Annotated in this window: 18 protein-coding genes and 1 pseudogene; 13 read left to right on the top strand and 6 right to left on the bottom strand. The window is 66.6% G+C overall.

The genetic code is table 11. The features are described 5' to 3' along the window. Positions 1-106, top strand: a pseudogene (locus AC5JDC_RS25905) (electron transfer flavoprotein subunit alpha/FixB family protein); the annotation flags it as partial. Between the two features lie 40 nt (positions 107-146). Here AC5JDC_RS25905 and AC5JDC_RS25900 read toward each other — a convergent pair. Continuing rightward, complete coding sequence (locus AC5JDC_RS25900) at positions 147-410, bottom strand: hypothetical protein (protein ID WP_495845922.1); 264 nt, start codon at positions 408-410, stop codon at positions 147-149. 899 nt (positions 411-1,309) lie between these two features. Between AC5JDC_RS25900 and AC5JDC_RS25895 the strand changes: the two genes are divergently transcribed. Beyond that, positions 1,310-2,344 carry an aspartate-semialdehyde dehydrogenase gene (locus AC5JDC_RS25895; RefSeq protein WP_106775619.1) on the top strand — a complete coding sequence of 345 codons (1,035 nt, stop codon included), beginning with the start codon at positions 1,310-1,312 and terminating at the stop codon, positions 2,342-2,344. Between the two features lie 585 nt (positions 2,345-2,929). Here AC5JDC_RS25895 and AC5JDC_RS25890 read toward each other — a convergent pair. Then, positions 2,930-3,253: a hypothetical protein gene (locus AC5JDC_RS25890; RefSeq protein ID WP_495845919.1), complete on the bottom strand. Its 324-nt coding sequence runs from the start codon at positions 3,251-3,253 to the stop codon at positions 2,930-2,932. A 124-nt stretch (positions 3,254-3,377) separates the two neighbouring features. Between AC5JDC_RS25890 and AC5JDC_RS25885 the strand changes: the two genes are divergently transcribed. The 5 genes from AC5JDC_RS25885 to AC5JDC_RS25865 all read left to right on the top strand — a co-directional run bounded on the left by AC5JDC_RS25885 (position 3,378) and on the right by AC5JDC_RS25865 (position 5,912). After that, positions 3,378-4,166: an SDR family NAD(P)-dependent oxidoreductase gene (locus tag AC5JDC_RS25885; protein WP_495845917.1), complete on the top strand. Its 789-nt coding sequence runs from the start codon at positions 3,378-3,380 to the stop codon at positions 4,164-4,166. Between the two features lie 81 nt (positions 4,167-4,247). Further along, positions 4,248-4,412: a hypothetical protein gene (locus AC5JDC_RS25880; RefSeq protein ID WP_165816254.1), complete on the top strand. Its 165-nt coding sequence runs from the start codon at positions 4,248-4,250 to the stop codon at positions 4,410-4,412. Positions 4,413-4,494: 82 nt separating this feature from the next. After that, positions 4,495-4,791: a hypothetical protein gene (locus tag AC5JDC_RS25875; RefSeq protein ID WP_495845915.1), complete on the top strand. Its 297-nt coding sequence runs from the start codon at positions 4,495-4,497 to the stop codon at positions 4,789-4,791. Next, complete coding sequence (locus AC5JDC_RS25870) at positions 4,788-5,192, top strand: hypothetical protein (protein ID WP_495845913.1); 405 nt, start codon at positions 4,788-4,790, stop codon at positions 5,190-5,192. Before AC5JDC_RS25875 ends, AC5JDC_RS25870 begins: the two co-directional genes overlap by 4 nt. A 3-nt stretch (positions 5,193-5,195) precedes the next feature. After that, entirely contained in the window at positions 5,196-5,912 is a 717-nt protein-coding gene (locus AC5JDC_RS25865; protein ID WP_106775614.1) for a helix-turn-helix transcriptional regulator, read from the top strand. 77 nt (positions 5,913-5,989) lie between these two features. On the opposite strand, the gene AC5JDC_RS25860 is transcribed toward AC5JDC_RS25865, so the two are convergent. From AC5JDC_RS25860 to AC5JDC_RS25845, 4 genes are all read right to left on the bottom strand, one after another. After that, entirely contained in the window at positions 5,990-6,679 is a 690-nt protein-coding gene (locus AC5JDC_RS25860; protein ID WP_106775613.1) for a DUF1013 domain-containing protein, read from the bottom strand. 158 nt (positions 6,680-6,837) lie between these two features. Continuing rightward, positions 6,838-7,842 carry an inorganic phosphate transporter gene (locus AC5JDC_RS25855; protein ID WP_495845910.1) on the bottom strand — a complete coding sequence of 335 codons (1,005 nt, stop codon included), beginning with the start codon at positions 7,840-7,842 and terminating at the stop codon, positions 6,838-6,840. Continuing rightward, a complete protein-coding gene (locus tag AC5JDC_RS25850) occupies positions 7,842-8,486 on the bottom strand; it encodes a DUF47 domain-containing protein (RefSeq protein ID WP_106775611.1) in 645 nt (214 codons plus the stop codon). The genes AC5JDC_RS25855 and AC5JDC_RS25850 overlap by 1 nt, the downstream gene beginning before the upstream one ends. A gap of 387 nt (positions 8,487-8,873) precedes the next feature. Further along, entirely contained in the window at positions 8,874-9,665 is a 792-nt protein-coding gene (locus AC5JDC_RS25845; protein WP_495845908.1) for a glycerophosphoryl diester phosphodiesterase membrane domain-containing protein, read from the bottom strand. 146 nt (positions 9,666-9,811) lie between these two features. Here AC5JDC_RS25845 and AC5JDC_RS25840 point away from each other — a divergent pair, with 146 nt between their 5' ends. The 6 genes from AC5JDC_RS25840 to AC5JDC_RS25815 are packed head-to-tail and all read left to right on the top strand — an operon-like array spanning position 9,812 to position 15,790. Then, positions 9,812-10,447, top strand: a complete 636-nt coding sequence (locus AC5JDC_RS25840) for a DUF4129 domain-containing protein (RefSeq protein WP_495845906.1) — start codon at positions 9,812-9,814, stop codon at positions 10,445-10,447. Then, positions 10,444-11,655: a DUF4350 domain-containing protein gene (locus AC5JDC_RS25835; protein ID WP_495845904.1), complete on the top strand. Its 1,212-nt coding sequence runs from the start codon at positions 10,444-10,446 to the stop codon at positions 11,653-11,655. The genes AC5JDC_RS25840 and AC5JDC_RS25835 overlap by 4 nt, the downstream gene beginning before the upstream one ends. Beyond that, positions 11,642-12,595 (top strand): AAA family ATPase, encoded by a 954-nt coding sequence (locus AC5JDC_RS25830; protein ID WP_495845902.1) that lies wholly within the window; start codon positions 11,642-11,644, stop codon positions 12,593-12,595. The genes AC5JDC_RS25835 and AC5JDC_RS25830 overlap by 14 nt, the downstream gene beginning before the upstream one ends. Further along, on the top strand, positions 12,592-13,905 hold the full coding sequence (locus AC5JDC_RS25825) for a DUF58 domain-containing protein (protein ID WP_495845900.1): 1,314 nt from the start codon (positions 12,592-12,594) through the stop codon (positions 13,903-13,905). The genes AC5JDC_RS25830 and AC5JDC_RS25825 overlap by 4 nt, the downstream gene beginning before the upstream one ends. After that, positions 13,902-14,924: a stage II sporulation protein M gene (locus AC5JDC_RS25820; protein ID WP_495845898.1), complete on the top strand. Its 1,023-nt coding sequence runs from the start codon at positions 13,902-13,904 to the stop codon at positions 14,922-14,924. Before AC5JDC_RS25825 ends, AC5JDC_RS25820 begins: the two co-directional genes overlap by 4 nt. Continuing rightward, a complete protein-coding gene (locus AC5JDC_RS25815) occupies positions 14,924-15,790 on the top strand; it encodes an RDD family protein (protein ID WP_106775604.1) in 867 nt (288 codons plus the stop codon). The genes AC5JDC_RS25820 and AC5JDC_RS25815 overlap by 1 nt, the downstream gene beginning before the upstream one ends. Positions 15,791-16,153: the final 363 nt, after the last annotated feature.

Raw genomic sequence — 16,153 nt, 5'->3', positions numbered from 1 at the left:
CGTCGCCATCAACAAGGACGAGGAGGCGCCGATCTTCCAGGTCGCCGACTACGGCATCGTCGGCGACCTCTTCACCATCCTGCCCGAACTCGAAAAGGCGCTGTGAGCCCGCCGTCATAGGTCGTGACCGATAGCGCAGCCTTCCTTCAGCGTCTCGCCCTCGGTCTCGCCACCTCCCCACTTTCCGGAGGCGAGGAGCGCAGCTTCGCCGCTCCGTAGATGCTCATCGTCGGGGGGATGCGGTCGAGCCGATCAGGCATGGCCATCAAGCCGCCCGCCGCGGCCTTGGCGCGCAACTGTTCGTCATAGATGTGATCGGCGAAGTTCGTCGCCGTATAGCCTGGAAGAAGCGTGGTGATGCGCAACTCGCCGGCCAGTTCCTGGTGCAGGCCGTCGGACACGCGTTCCATAGCTTGCACGCGGACATCGGTCGGCCGTGGACGGTCGCGACCCTGGCCGAACAGGTCGGCATGTCGTTCGCCGCTGCCTTTCGCGCCATGACGGGCTGGTCCCTCAAAAGCCTATGCGCGGTCGTGGCGGCTGACACTGTCGGGGGCACCCGACAGGCCCGACGATTGCCAGTCCCTGCATCCATCGCGGCTTCCTGGCACGGCACATGCATCACCCGAGATGGCCGGCTACCTGCCGGCGCCCGATGTACCAAATCGGGAATGAAGGATCGCCGGGGCATGGGCGGGGTAGGTTATGGCCCGGCGAGCTTTCAGCAAGGGGTGACCGGGCTCACCTCAACACCGGCGACATGTTGCCTGAGGTCGTCGAGTGCTGGTCGATAGTGAGCCCGGCCAACTCCCCGCTAGCTGAGTCGCGGGCGCGCCGCTTGGCCGCGAAGCAGTGTGCCAACGTCTGTTGCGCGACATGGTTAAGCGTTTCCAAACGAGACAGGTCGAATCTTACCTGTTCGCCGGCCTGCCGGTAAGATTGCGATGAGCCTACGCTGGCGTCGCAGGCGGATTCGCTGCTCAGCGTCGTCCTCTAATTGACTCTTCCCCCGAACCCGCTAAAAGCACGCGCGGGCGAACAGCCACGGGTCCGGCTCCCGGAACCCGCAGCGAAGGTGGATGATGCGCGGCCTGTTGATGGCGCTTTTCGTGTTCGAGTTTCCCGGCCATGGCGCCGGGCGCGAGCGCGCGTCCCTCTCTTCGACCAGAACCACGGCCAAAACGACCGCGACCAAAACGGTCTGATTTCCCTGGCCAGCTCGCCCTCACCCGGGTCCGGCCCGGGAACGAGACCCGCGACGGCCAGCGGGTTGTCTCCAAGCCAGGCGGTGAGGACAGGAGCAGTTGAAATGGCATTCAAGGTAGCGGTTGCCGGCGCCACGGGAAATGTGGGCCGCGAGATGCTGAACATTCTGGAGGAGCGCGGCTTTCCGGTCGGCGAGGTGGTGGCGCTGGCGTCGCGCCGCTCGGTCGGCACCGAGGTGTCGTTCGGCGACAGGACGCTGAAGGTCAAGGCGCTCGACGGCTACGACTTCTCCGATACCGACATCTGCCTGATGTCGGCGGGCGGCGCCGTCTCCAAGGAATGGTCGCCCAAGATCGGCAAGCAGGGCTGCATCGTCATCGACAATTCGTCGGCCTGGCGCTACGACCAGGACGTGCCGCTGATCGTGCCGGAGGTGAACCCCGACGCCATCGATGGCTACACCCGGCGCAACATCATCGCCAATCCCAACTGCTCGACCGCGCAGCTGCTGGTGGCGCTGAAGCCGCTGCATGACGCCGCCACCATCAAGCGCATCGTGGTCGCCACCTACCAGTCGGTGTCGGGCGCCGGCAAGGAGGGCATGGACGAGCTGTTCACGCAGACGCGCGCCGTCTTCGTCGCCGATCCGGTCGAAGCCAAGAAGTTCACCAAGCGCATCGCCTTCAACGTCATTCCGCATATCGACGTCTTCATGGATGACGGCTCGACCAAGGAAGAGTGGAAGATGGTCGCCGAGACCAAGAAGATGCTCGACCCCAAGATCAAGGTGACCGCCACCTGCGTGCGCGTGCCGGTGTTCATCGGCCATTCGGAAGCCGTCAACGTCGAGTTCGAGAAGCCGATCACCGCCGACGAGGCGCGCGACATCCTGCGCGAGGCGCCGGGCTGCCTGGTCATCGACAAGCGCGAGAACGGCGGCTACATCACGCCGCTGGAATCGGCCGGCGAGGACGCCACCTATATCAGCCGCATCCGCGAGGATTCCACGGTCGACAACGGCCTCAATCTGTGGGTCGTCTCCGACAATCTGCGCAAGGGTGCCGCGCTCAACGCCATCCAGATCGCCGAGTTGCTGGTTGCCCGCGGCCTGATCCAGCCGAAGCAGAAGGCGGCATAGGCATCGCGCAAGGGGACAGTTTATTTTCTTTTCGGCAGAAAAGCCGCGGCGGTTCAGAAGTCGCGCAAGCCGAAAAAAGTAAACTGTCCCGGCACTTGCCCGGAACTGGTCAGCTCTCGCCATGCTGAACGATGCAACGGGCGTCGCTCACGGGCAAAATTTTATCCCCTCCCCTCTCGCTTGCCGCATACTTGCGCCCGAAAGCCGCTCCCTGCGGGAATCTGGTGCGCACCGGGTATCAGGAGGGAGCGTCGGCGCCGGGTCGGTCGTGCAAACGGTAGCACGGCTGGCGTGAGCTGGAGGCCCGGGCCCCAGCCGCGAAGGTCGCGCGAATGCGGGTTAGCGGACGGGCAAGAACGCCGGCGGGGCGCGGGTCACCGCGCCACGTATTTTACTTAGAGAGGCTCGGCCCCGCGCCCCGCTTCCCGCACTTTCTTTCAATGGCCAGACTGCGAAAGGCAGGGCGTGGTGAGGATGGAGCGCGCAGCATTTCCCTCCCCCTTGAGGGCAGGGTGGCCGCGAAGCGGCCGGGTGGGGTCGCCGCGGCAGTGCTCGACCGACCATTTCCGCGGCCGCCACTCCACTTCACCGGCAGTTGCGCCGCATCGCCCTGCTGCCCTCGATCGGCGTCTGGCAGCTGCCGCGCATGATGGGCACCTCCAGCCGCGGGCGCGGCCGGCCGGCGTTGATCCGGTCCTGCTCGCGGTAGCGCTGCTGCCGCTCCTGGAAATCCATCCGCCGCTGCCGCTGCTCGATCACCCTGACATCGACGCCGGTACGGTTGCTGCGCAGTTGGTTGTTGAGCACCCGGTCGAGCTGCGAGCTTTCCGCCAGGGCCTCGCTGCCAAGCAGCGCCAGCCCCAGCGCAGCGGCAGCGGCGAGACCGGTCGTTCCTGTCCAGCGTGCCATCGCCCTTCCTGCCATTGTTCGTCTCCTGCCATAGATAGGGCGGATCGCCGCCCGATGCCACGACCGGCTGTTGACCCGTCGCACGGCCGGCGTCACTGTCGGCCCATCCGTCGGAGGATGATCCATGAAGCTGCAGGGCAAGGTCGCGATCGTCACGGGCGGGGCCGGCGGCATCGGCTTCGCCATCGCCCGGCGATTCCTGCAGGAAGGCTGCAAGGTGACGATCGCCGACATCGACAGCGAGCGCGGCGGCAAGGCGGAACGGGACCTTTCCGGCTTCGGCTCCGTCCACTTCGTCAAGACCGATGTCGGACGGCGGCTCGACGTCCACAATCTGGTGGCGGCGACGATCGAGGATTTCGGCGACATCGACGTGCTGGTCAGCAATGCCGGCATCGTTCACGGGCAATCCTTCCTGGACGTCAGCGAGGAGGACTTCGACCGGGTGCTGCATGTCAACCTGAAGGGCGCCTTCCTGACAGGACAGGCGGTCGCCCGCTACATGGTCGAGAAGGCGGAGCGCGGCGGCAATCCAGGCTCGATCGTCAACATGTCGTCGATCAACGCTGTCGTGTCGAGCGCTGAGCTGGTTGCCTATTCCGTGTCGAAGGGCGGTGTGAACCAGCTCACCCGCGTGATGGCGCTGGCGCTCGCTCCCTACGGAATCCGCGTCAATGCCATCGGTCCCGGCTCGATCGCCACCGACATGCTGGCGGCGGCCAACAGCGACCCCGAGGCCCGCGACCGCCTGCTCTCGCGCACGCCGCTCGGCCGTGTCGGCGATCCCGACGAGATCGCCTCGATCGCCGCCTTCCTCGCCTCCGACGAGGCCAGCTACGTCACCGGCCAGACGATCTATGCCGATGGCGGGCGGCTGGCGCTGAACTACACGGTGCCGGTTTCGACGGACTGAATGACGGGTGCCGGGCACCTGACAGAGTGCTGTCAGGAGGGGTGTGCGATGATGGCTTCGTCAAGATGAGGAGAAGCCGTCATGAACCCGCTGAACGTCGTGCACTCGATCCGTCAGTATGCCGGCAAGATCCAGACCCTGCGCAACCAGAGCCGCACCGAGCGGCTGCTGAACGCGCTGCCCGCCAGCATCCGCAAGGACATCGGCTGGCCGGACCGCTTCGACCGCTACAGGCCCTGGCTGTAGCGCCGGCTGGATCGCCGCAGCAGACGGACGCTTTCCGCGACGCCGCCGAGCCTTGGAGCACGGTGGAGCCGCGGCAGGTCTGGTGACACTGCTCCTGACAGAATGCTGTCAGGAGCGCCGTGACAAGATGAACTCAAGAGAAGAGGGCAAACTGATGGCCGCCCAGACACGCATCAGCAAAGCCGACCCTTGGATGGCCGGCGAGGACGCAGGACGGCGCTTCTACGAGGCCGTGCTGCGCAGCGGCTTTTCCATGGAGCCGTCATGGCCCAATCCGATCGCCAGACATGCGATGTCGGATTCGGCCATGCTCGAACGTCTTGAGCAAGGGGAGCCGGCACAAGCCGGTCACCGCTTCGAGACAAGGTTGGCCGCATGAAGACCTGGACGGACAAGCTCGACGACGGCGCGGCGGCCTACAAGCCATCGCCGCGCAGCTTCTCGGACGTGATCGAAGGCCAGCGCATGCTGGTGCCGACCGCGCGCCAGGTCGACGCGTTCATCCGCTCGATCCCGGAGGGAGTCGAGATGGACGTACGGGCTTTACGCACCGCGCTCGCAATCGAGCATGGCGCCGAGGTGACCTGCCCGGTCACGATCGGCTATCATCTGCGCACCGTCGCCGAGGCCGCGCACGAGCAACTCGAGCGCGGCGCCGGGCTTGCCGGCATCACGCCGTTCTGGCGCGTGCTCGACGCGAAGACGCCGACGACCGGACGTTTGAGCTTCGGCGCCGATTTCGTCGCCCGGCAGCGGCGGCGCGAAGGATTGGGAGACTGAGCGATGCGGCGGGCCGACCGTCTGTTCCAGATCGTCCAGCATTTCCGCGGCGGCCGCCTGGTCACCGCGCAGAAGCTGGGCCAATGGCTGGAAGTTTCCGAGCGCACCATCTACCGCGACATCGCCGACCTGCAGGCGACCGGCGTGCCGATCGACGGCGAAGCCGGGGTCGGCTACATCATGCGCGAAGGCTTCGACCTGCCGCCACTGATGTTCACCCGCGACGAGATCGTGGCGCTGGTGGCGGGCGCACGAATGGTGCGAGCCTTCGGCGGCGCCACCATGGCGCGGGCCGCCGAGGAGGCGCTGATCAAGATCGGCGCGGTGCTGCCCGACAGCGAGAAGGACCGTATCGCCCGCACCGAGATTCACACGCCGATGTGGGTGGTGAGTGATGCCGACCGCGCCGCCATCGACCTGATCGAGCGTGCCGTCGAGAGCCGCTCGGTGCTGCGGCTCGACTATCGCGACGAGGCCGGCCGCAGCACGATCCGCGAGGTGCGGCCGCTCGGCCTGTGGTTCTGGGGCAAGGTGTGGACGCTGGTCGCCTGGTGCGAGATGCGCGGCGACTTCCGTGCCTTCCGCGTCGACCGTATCGCCAGCGTGGTATGCGCCGACCGCAAGTTCAAGCCGGAGAAGGGCAAGCTGCTCGCCGACTTCTACCGCACCATGGAACGTCACGGCGAAACGGGTACCAACGGGCGGGTGCGGGAGCAGTAGAAGGCTTGCCGTGCGCCCTTCGATGCTCGCCCGCCCATGGGTTGTCCGGGGAAGGGCGCAGCCGAACAGCCGAGTGGCTATTCTTCTTCCTCGTCGTCCTTCTTCTTCAGAGCCGACAGCTTGGCGAAGACCGCGTCGGCGTCCAGTTCCTTGTCTTCTTCCTTCTCCTTTTCCAGCGACGGCGTCAGCCGCTCGGTCATGGAGGCGGGAAGCAAGGTCTCGCCGGACGGCGCCGGCGCAGGCTTGCCGGCCGAGGCGCGCTGCACCTCGATGTCGAGGTCGATCTGCGAGCACAGGCCGAGCGTCACAGGGTCCATCGGCGCCAGGTTGGCGGCGTTCCAGTGGCGGCGCTCGCGGATCTGCTCGATGGTCGACTTGGTGGTGCCGACGAGCCGCGAGATCTGCGCGTCCTTGAGCTCGGGATGATTGCGCACCAACCACAGGATGGCGTTGGGCCGGTCCTGGCGCTTCGACAGCGGCGTGTAGCGCGGGGCGCGGCGCTTCGATTCGGGCACGCGCACCTTCGGGTCGGACAACCGCAGCCGATAGTTGGCGTCCTTCTCGCCGCGGGCGATCTCCTCGCGCGACAGCTGGCCGGTGATGATCGGGTCCATGCCCTTGATGCCCTGCGCCGATTCGCCGTCGGCGATCGCCTTCACCTCGAGCGGATGCAGCGAGCAGAACTGGGCGATCTGTTCGAACGACAGCGCGGTGTTGTCGACCAGCCAGACGGCGGTCGCCTTGGGCATGAGCAGCGTGTTGGCCATTAGCAAAAATCCTCTCGTTCGCCCGCGTCCCTAGCGCGGGCGGTGGTCAGAGCCACCGATTTTGGGAAATCCTGCCCTATATAGCGGCTGGCGAGGACGACCGCAAACGGAAATGGTGCTCTCTTGGACCTCTCGCGGCCGCCGGACGCCTGCCCGGTTCAGCCGAACAGGCCGACCGCGGCGTAGGTGAGCGCGGCGATCACGGCGGTCGCTGGCAGCGTGACGATCCACGCGATCACGATGTTGCCGGCCAGCCCCCAGCGGACCGCCGAGACCCGCCTGGCGGCGCCGACGCCGACGATGGCGCCGGTGATGGTGTGGGTGGTCGAGACCGGGATGCCGAGCCATGTCGCGGCGAACAGCGTGATGGCGCCGCCGGTCTCGGCGCAGAAACCCTGCATCGGATTGAGCCGCGTGATCTTGGAGCCCATGGTGTGGACGATGCGCCAGCCACCGAACAGCGTGCCGAGCGCCAGGACCGCCTGACAGGTGATCACCACCCAGAAGGGCACGTAGAACTCGCTGCCGAGATAACCCTGCGAGTAGAGCAGCACGGCGATGATGCCCATCGTCTTCTGCGCGTCGTTGCCGCCATGGCCGAGCGAGTAGAGCGACGCCGAGACGAACTGCAGGACGCGGAAAGTGCTGTCGACCGCAAAGGGTGTGCTGCGCACGAAGAACCACGACACGGCGAGCACCAGCAGCAGCGCCAGCACGAAGCCGGTCGCCGGCGACAGCACGATGGCCGCGGCGGTCTTGAGCAGGCCGGTCCAGACGATGGCGCCGCCGCCCGCCTTGGCGACGCCGGCGCCCACCAGGCCACCGATCAGCGCGTGCGAGCTGCTGGAGGGGATGCCAAAATACCAGGTGATGAGGTTCCAGGCGATGGCGCCCACCAGCGCCGAGAAGATCACGCCGGGATCGACGACCGAGGCATCGATGATGCCGGTGCCGAGCGTCTCGGCGACATGCAGCCCGAAGAAGAGAAAGGCGATGAAGTTGAAGAAGGCCGCCCAGAACACGGCATATTGCGGCCTGAGCACGCGGGTCGACACGATGGTGGCGATCGAGTTGGCTGCGTCGTGCAGGCCGTTCAAGAAGTCGAAGAACAGCGCGACGCCGATCAGGGCGACCAGAAGCGGGAAAACGAGGGTGGCGTCCATCAGACGTTTTCGATCACGATGCCGCTGATCTCGTTGGCGACGTCCTCGAAGCGGTCGACCACCTTCTCGAGCTGGCCGTAGATCTCCGAGCCGATCATGTAGGCCATCGGGTCGCTGCGCCCGTATTGGCGGAACAGATCCTTCAGCCCTTCCTCATGCAGCTCGTCGGCCCGGCCCTCGATGCGCATGACGTCCTCGGCCAGCTCCTGCAAGCGGGCGGCGTTGGCGCCGACCTTCTGCAGCAGAGGGATCGCGTCGGCCGTGATCTTCGCCGCCTGCAGGATGATCGCTCCCATCTCGCGCATCTTGGGATCGAATTCCCGCTGCTCGAACAGCCTCACGATCTTCACCGTCTTGTGCATCATGTCGATCGCGTCATCGAGCGACTGGATCAGATCCTTGATGTCGCCGCGGTCGAACGGCGTGATGAAGCTGCGGTGGACCGCAACCAGCACCTCGCGGGTGATGTCGTCGGCCTGGTGCTCCAGTTCGACGATCCTGCGGCAATGCTCTTCCACGCCTTCGCCGCCCTCGAGCAGCTTCTGCAAGGCCTCGGCCCCGCCGACGACGGTGCGGGAATGTTTCTCGAAAAGATCGAAGAAGCGGTCTTCGCGAGGCAGCAGCGCACGAAACCAGCCAAGCATCGCCGGAACCTTCCTGTTGAATACGGCCGCCTGGCGGTGGTTTCCCGCCAAGCCGAGGCCAACCCGTCGCGACGCGCATCGGGTTCACCATCGGCAGCCGAGGTCTTCCGCAGCTTCATTTGCCGACCAAGAAGCCTTTGTCTACCCCAGAACGACAAGAGACGGGGAGAATGCCCGGGTGTGTTGCCCGTGGGCGAAATTGCGGAACGTCCGCTGTTGACGACTTGCGGTCAATGCGGACATAGACGCCAGCATCAGGCGATCGGACCCTGCCCGCTCGCCTGATGCACAACGTTCTTCCTGGCGCGGGCGCCGTTTGTGGTCGCCACCAACCGAGAGCGGCAAAGCTTGGCGAAAGAGGTGGGTTCCCGTTGCCCGAGCCGGGCCTTACGCGAAGATCTCCGCCAGCTGCTTCACATCGGCACCCTCCTTGACGTAGCGCAGTTCGACATAGGCGACGGCGACCGCGATCGAGGCGATCACCGACGCCACCGCCGAGAGCAGGGCTCCCACCGCCGTGGCCAGGACGGTTCCCAGAAGGGGCATGATCGCCAGGGCCAAAAGTCCCAGTGCCATTTGCAGGACCCAGATCGCGAGGATCAGGATGACGAACAGCCCGAAGATGCGCCAGCGGCTTCCCTTCGTCAGCTCGGCGCTGCGCTTCATGCTGGCGAGGACGCCAAGACGCTCGTGAACCAGCACCGGCACCGCCGCCGACCAGCGCACCAGCAAATAGAGTCCGGGGATGATCAGCAGCATGAAACCGATGGTGATGCCGAGATACATCAGGAGCGACAGGCTAATGATCGGCAGCAGCACGGCCAGTGCGCGGCTCAAGCTGTCGGCGAAGGTCGGCTTTTCGCCGTTCAGGTCCTCGATCGTGGTGCGCACCAGCGCCGCCTGGAGGATCGAGGTCAGCACCATGTAAATGATGAAACCAACGAGGCCAGCAAGAATGAACGATGCCCCGAACTCGGGCGGCGAGGGCGTTCCCGTCTCGGCCGAGACGAGCGCCGCCTCGACCTGGTTGCCCGTCCATAGCTGGTATAGGAACGTCGGCAGGCCTGAAAAGATCGCCGCCAGCCCGATACACAGCCCGAAATTGCGGCCAAGCACATTGAACGTATCGCCGAATACCCGGCCGATGCGGAACGCCGCCGGCCGATCGTAGCTTGCCATGCTCATCTTGTCCTCTCCCGCTTGCAGCGCGTGTCCCCCGGTGCTGCATTTAAAGTATAAGTTGCCAATCTTGACGCGCTTCGTCCAGCATCGCTTGCATTTTTGCCTGCGGATTGCCAGTGATTGCCCGATTGGCTGGAGAAATCATGGACGAGGCCGAAGCAGCGCCGGCGCATATTGCCGAAGGGGTGGCGCTAGCCCATCGCCGGCTGCTGGCCGACGATTCGATCCAGTTCGACCTGCCGACCTACCAGCAGCCGCAGCCGCCGGAATGGCTGAAGCCTCTTGCCGACTTCCTGCAGTGGTTGGCGCCGTACATGATCTACATCTTCTGGACCACCGTCATCGCCGGGGCGGCGGTCATCCTGCTGATGGTCATCCTCGAGCTGCGGGGCGTCGCCTGGCGCTTTCCCTGGCAGCGCAAGGCGGAGGAAATCGTGCCGGAGAAGAACTGGCGTCCCGATGCCGCTGTCGCCCAGACCCTGCTGTCGGAGGCCGACGCGCTCGCCGCGCGCGGTGAATACGACGAGGCTGTGCACCTGCTGCTCCGCCGCAGCGTCGAGGACATATCGCAGCGCATGCCGCACTTCCTGCGCCCCTCGCTGACGGCCCGCGACATCGCCGGCGCGACGCTGCTGCCGACGCTGGCGCGCGACGCCTTCGCCGAGATCGCCCGGATCGTCGAGGCCGCCCTGTTCGCGAGGAAGCCGGTCGGGGCCGATGGTTGGCGCGAGGCGCGCGACGCCTACGAACGGTTCGCCTTCCGGAACGCATGGGCATGAGCACGGTGCCCTCGCTCGCTTCGTCCGAATCTCCCTTCAACCGGCGCACCGTGCTGTGGGGCGTGCTGGCCAGCTTGATCGCCGCCGCCGGCTTCGTGCTCTTGTCCACATATGCGCCGGACTTCCGCGTCGGACAGCAGGGCGGTGCGTCGGCGCTGTCGAAGAGCGGCACGGGCTTTGCCGGGCTCGTGGAGCTGATGACGCTGACCGGTGACGAGCCGTGGACGGCGCGCAGCCTCGACGATCTTTATTACGACGGGCTGGCGATCGTGACCATCTCGCCGCAAAGCGACGCGGCGGCGCTGAAGGACATCATCGCGGCGCGTGAGGGTCTTCCGACGCTGTTCGTCCTGCCCAAATGGCGAACCACGCCGTATCCCGGCCGCGAGGGCTGGGAAATGGAATTCGGGCGGCTTTCCGCCGGCGAGGTGGACCATTGGCTCGCGCAGCTTCTCGAGGCCAAGGTGGGCTCGGATAAAGTGTCGGCGGAAAGCCTGCGGGTTCGCGGCGACGGTTTCGTCGCGCCCGCTCCGAAAGATCTGCAATGGGTGAGCTTTCCGGACGCGCTCATCTCGGCCGGCGGCGAGAGTGGCGTGCTGATCGGAATACCGGAGAAGCCGTTCTTCGTGCTCACCGATCCGGATCTGCTCGACAACGCGGCGCTGAAGGACCTGGATCGTGCCGCGGCGGCGCTCGGCCTGATCGACATGATCCGGCCCAATCGCGAGCCGGTGGTGTTCGACCTCACCCTGCACGGCGCGGACCGCAAGCACGATCTGATGAAGCTGCTGCTCGAACCGCCGTTCCTGGCGCTGACGCTGGCGATCCTTGCCGCCTCGGCGCTGACGCTGCTGCACGGGCTCGGCCGCTTCGGTCCGGCGCAGGCGGAAACCCGCGCCATTCCTTTCGGCAAGCGGGCGCTGGTGGAGACGACCGCGCGGCTGATGCGCCGCGCCGGCCGGCTGGACCATCTCGGCGGCCGTTATGCTGCGCTCATGCGCCGGCGCGCCGGCGCCATCTTCGGCGCGCCGCAAGACTTGCGCGACGAAGCGCTAGACCACTGGATCGCCCGCCGCGGCAAGGACGGCAAGGATGGCTATGCATCGCTGTCGGACGCGGTGCGCAAGGCCGCCAACGAGACCGACCTGACGGCGGCCGCCCGCCGGCTGCACGAATGGATCGCAAGGAGGTTCCGTGAACGTCGATGAAGTGAAGGCCGCCGCCGGCCGCATAAGGGCCGAGGTCGGCAAGGCGATCACCGGGCAGACGGATACGGTCGATCTGATGCTGACGGCTTTGTTCGCCGGAGGCCATATCCTGCTGGAAGGCCCGCCGGGTACCGCCAAGACCATGATCGCCCGCTGCTTCGCCCAGGCGCTCGGCGTCACCTATGGCCGCATCCAGTTCACCCCCGACCTGATGCCCGGCGACATCGTCGGCTCCAACATCTACAATTTCCAGACCGGGCAGTTCACGCTGACGCGCGGCCCGATCTTCTGCGACCTGCTGCTCGCCGACGAGATCAACCGCACGCCGCCGAAAACCCAGGCCGCGCTGCTGGAGGCCATGCAGGAGAACGCCGTCACCTTCGACGGCACCACGCATTCGCTCGGCGCCAACTTCATGGTCGTCGCCACCCAGAACCCGATCGAGCACCAGGGCGTCTATCCATTGCCCGAAGCACAGCTCGACCGCTTCCTGTTCAAGCACAAGGTGTCCTATCCGAGCGTCGAGGAAGAGCGCGCCATCATCGTCCATCATGGCGGCGCCGGCGCGCGCAAGATCGAGGATTTCCACATCGAGGCGCAGCTCGACGGCGAGGCGTTGCAGGCGGCGCTGGCGACGGTAAGTTCGGTGACGCTGGTCGACGAGGTGGTCGACTACATCGCCCGGCTGGTGCGCGCCACCCGCGACAGCGCCGAGCTGGAAGTCGGCGCCAGCCCGCGCGCCGGCGTGATGCTGGCGCGCGCCGCCCGCGCCCGCGCCGCCCTTGACGGGCGCGCCTACGTCATCCCCGACGACGTGAAGACGCTCGCCGTGCCGGCGCTTCGCCACCGCGTGGTGCTGTCGCCAGCCGCGCAGATCGACGGCCGCGAGATCGAGCAGATCGTCGCCGACCTCGTCGACCGGACGGAGGCGCCACGTTGATCTACCCGACCGGCCGTTGCGTCTGGGCGGCCGTCATCGGCGTCGTCCCGGCGTTCCTGGTGGCGCTGGCGCTGCCGTCGGCCTGGTATCTCGGCCTTTCGTGGATATGCATTCTTCTGGGCTTCCTGGCGGTCGACGCTTCCGCCGGCCCGGGTCGCGCCTCGCTGACGGCCGGCCTGCAATCGGTTCCGCAGGTCGGCATAGGCGGCCAGTTTCCCGTCTTCATCAGCGCTTATTTCGCCGGCAAATGGCCGAGCCGAATCGAGGCGCGGCTCGCCCATGACGAACGGCTCGTTCCGCTCGGCGAGGCCGGCGGTGCGCTCTACCCGACGCCGAACGGCGGCGGGCTGGAGCTGCGCTTCCGTGCCGTGCGGCGCGGCATGGCGAGCCTCGACCGGTTGTGGCTGCGCTGGCCGGGTCCGTTCGGACTCACCTGGAAGCAGGTCGTCTTGTCCATGGACAACAAGGTCGCCGTGCTGCCCAACGTCGCCTCCATGCGCGACGACGCCATCTCGCTGCTGCGGCGCGACGCGCTCGCAGATGGCAAGGAGCAGCGCCGCTCCGGCCAGGGCCGCGAGTTCGAGGCGCTGAAGGACTACCAGCCCGGCATGGGCCGGCGCATGATCGACTGGAAGCGCAGCGCCCGCCACGGCAGGCTGGTGGCGCGCGAGTTCCGCGTCGAGCAGAACAACAACATCGTGTTGGCCATCGATTCGGGCCGGCTGATGTGCGAGCCGATCGAAGGCGTCGCCAAACTCGACCGCGCCGTGACGGCGGCGCTGCTCACCGCCTTCGTCGCGCTGAAGGGCGGCGACATGGTCGGCCTGTTCAGTTTCGACGCCCGTCCGCGCGTGATCGGCAAGGCGGTGCGCGGCTCCAGCGGCTTTTCGCTGCTGCAGAAGCGCGCCGCCGAGATCGACTATTCCAACGAGGAGACCAACTTCACCCTTGCCCTGACGACGCTGTCCGCACAGCTCGACCGGCGTTCGCTGGTGATCGTCTTCACCGATTTCGTCGACGCCATCAGCGCCGAGCTGATGCTGCGCACCGTCGGCCGCCTGACCGAGCGGCATCTGGTCCTGTTCATGCTGATGAAGGACGAGGAGCTGGAAACGCTCTCCGACACGGAGCCCGTGAGCGGCGAGGACGTGGCGCGCTCTGTGATCGCCGGAGGGCTGCTGCGCGAGCGCGACGTGGTCATCGCCAAACTGCGGCGTCTCGGTGCCCATGTCGTCGAGGCCGATCACCGCCGTCTCGGCCCCGAGCTGGTGCAGCACTATCTCGACCTGAAGCGGGAGAATTTGCTGTGAGCGCCCGGATTCCCGCCGACAGCGTCCGCCAGTCGCTCGCCAGCTTCCGCTCCGAGCGCGAAAAGGACTGGAAAGCCTTCGACGAACTGATCACCCGCGCCGAAAAGCGCTCGCCGAAAGCACTTACCGACGAAGAGCTTCTGTCGCTGCCGGTGCTCTACCGCTCGACCCTCTCGGCACTGTCGGTGGCGCGCGCCACCTCGCTCGACAACGCACTCGTCGCCTATCTGGAATCGCTCTGCCTGCGCGGCTACTTCTATCTGTACGGCGCCCGGCGCGGCCTGATCGAGCGCATCGCCGACTTCTTCGTGCACGACTGGCCGGGCGCCATCCGCGACCTGTGGCGTGAAACGCTCGTCTCGGTGGCGCTGATGCTGGCCGGCTTCATCGCCGGCTTCCGCCTCGTCGCCTCCGACAAGAGCTGGTACGACGCCATCATTCCGGCGGAGCTCGCCGGCGGACGCGGCCCGGACGCCACCGTCGAATGGCTGCGCATGGGCCTTTATGACGGCGGCGGCGACGGCTATCTCTCCACATTCGCCGCCTATCTGTTCACCCACAATGTCCAGGTGTCGATCCTCGCCTTCGCGCTCGGCTTCATGCTGGCGGTGCCGACCGTGCTGCTCATCCTGATGAACGGCTGCATCATCGGCGCCATGTCCTACGTCTTCTGGTCGAAGGGTCTCGGCTACGAGTTCGGCGGCTGGCTGTTCATCCACGGCAGCACCGAGCTTTTCGCCATCTGCATCGCCGGAGCAGCCGGCATGCGCATCGGCACGCGCGTCGCCTTTCCTGGCGGGCTGTCGCGCATGAAGGCTGCGGCAAAAGCCGGCCGCGTCGCTGCGAGCGCCATGGTCGGCGTCGCCATCATGCTGCTGGCCGCCGGCCTGCTCGAAGGGTTCGGCCGCCAGCTCGTCACCAGCGACAGCCTGCGCTACGCGATCGGCGGCGGTTTTCTGGCCCTGTGGCTCGCCTATTTCTATCTGGTCCGGGCGGACGATCCGGATGGAAAAGCCTGATGGCGCGGCTCGGACCACGGGAGCCGGGGACCCGCAGGCGCGCGCTGGTGACGCCGGAGGGCGTCGATCTCGGCGTCACGCTGGCCGACGCCGGCACGCGCGCCGGCGCGTTCTTTCTCGACGTGGCGATCATCGTCGTCGCCGGCATCGTCATCAGCCTCGTCGCGCTGTTCGGACTGGGCGGGCTCGGTCTCGACCGCGCCGAGCCTATCGCCGTCGTCTGGACGATCCTCGTCTTCTTTCTGCGCAATGCCTATTTCCTCGCCTTCGAGGCCGGCCGCGGGGCACGGACGCCCGGCAAGCGCATCATGGGCCTGCGCGTCGCCTCGCGCGACGGATCGGGCCTGGCGATCGACCAGGTGATCGCCCGCAACCTGATGCGCGAGATCGAGGTGTTCCTGCCGCTGTCGATGCTTGTGGCCCGTGCCGGCACCGGCGTCGCCGATACGATGACCACAGCTCTCGGCGCGGTCTGGGCACTCGGCTTCGCGCTGTTCCCGCTGTTCAACCGTGATCGCATGCGCATCGGCGACCTGCTCGCCGGCACCTGGGTGGTGGAGGCGCCGAAACGCGCGCTGGCCGAGGATCTGTCGAAGCAGGCGGGGGCGGGAACCTATCGTTTCACCCCCGAACAGCTCGACGCCTACGGCATCGCCGAGCTGCACAAGCTGGAGGAGGTGCTGCGCGGCGACAATGATGCGGCGCTCGCCACCGTTGCCGAAGCGATCGGCCGCAAGATCGGCCTGGAGCGCGCCGACTACCAGCCGCGACCTTTCCTGACTGCCTACTACGCCGAGCTGCGCGCCCATCTCGAGCGCAAGCTGCTGCTCGGCAAACGCCGCGCCAGCAAGTTCGACGCGACGTGAGCGCGGGGCCGTGCTTCGCCGCGCGTGACCCCTGCGGCTGCGGGCCGCCCCGACCGATGGCGGCGGCGAGGTCGCTGTCCGTCGGACGCTCGCTTCAAAAAGGCCGCATCGCCGCTCGCGCAAATTTCCTGAAATAGGCGCTTGACAATCATCGGCCTCCCGACGATATAGCGCACCGTGACCTCGCGATCTCGCCGAGATCGTGCGGGGTTCCTCCCCGAAACCTGAATGGGTGCTGCCGGAGAGCCGGCGGTGGGGTTTGTTTTCTCGTGTGCCGGCTACGGTGCATCAGACGGTGTGTACGCATCGTCCGTTCTTTGACAATTGCATAAGGAAGAAAGAGAAACGTGGGCGGCAGAGTCT

The organism is Kumtagia sp. (assembly GCF_059502445.1).
This window is presented reverse-complemented; position numbering and strand designations above follow the sequence as displayed.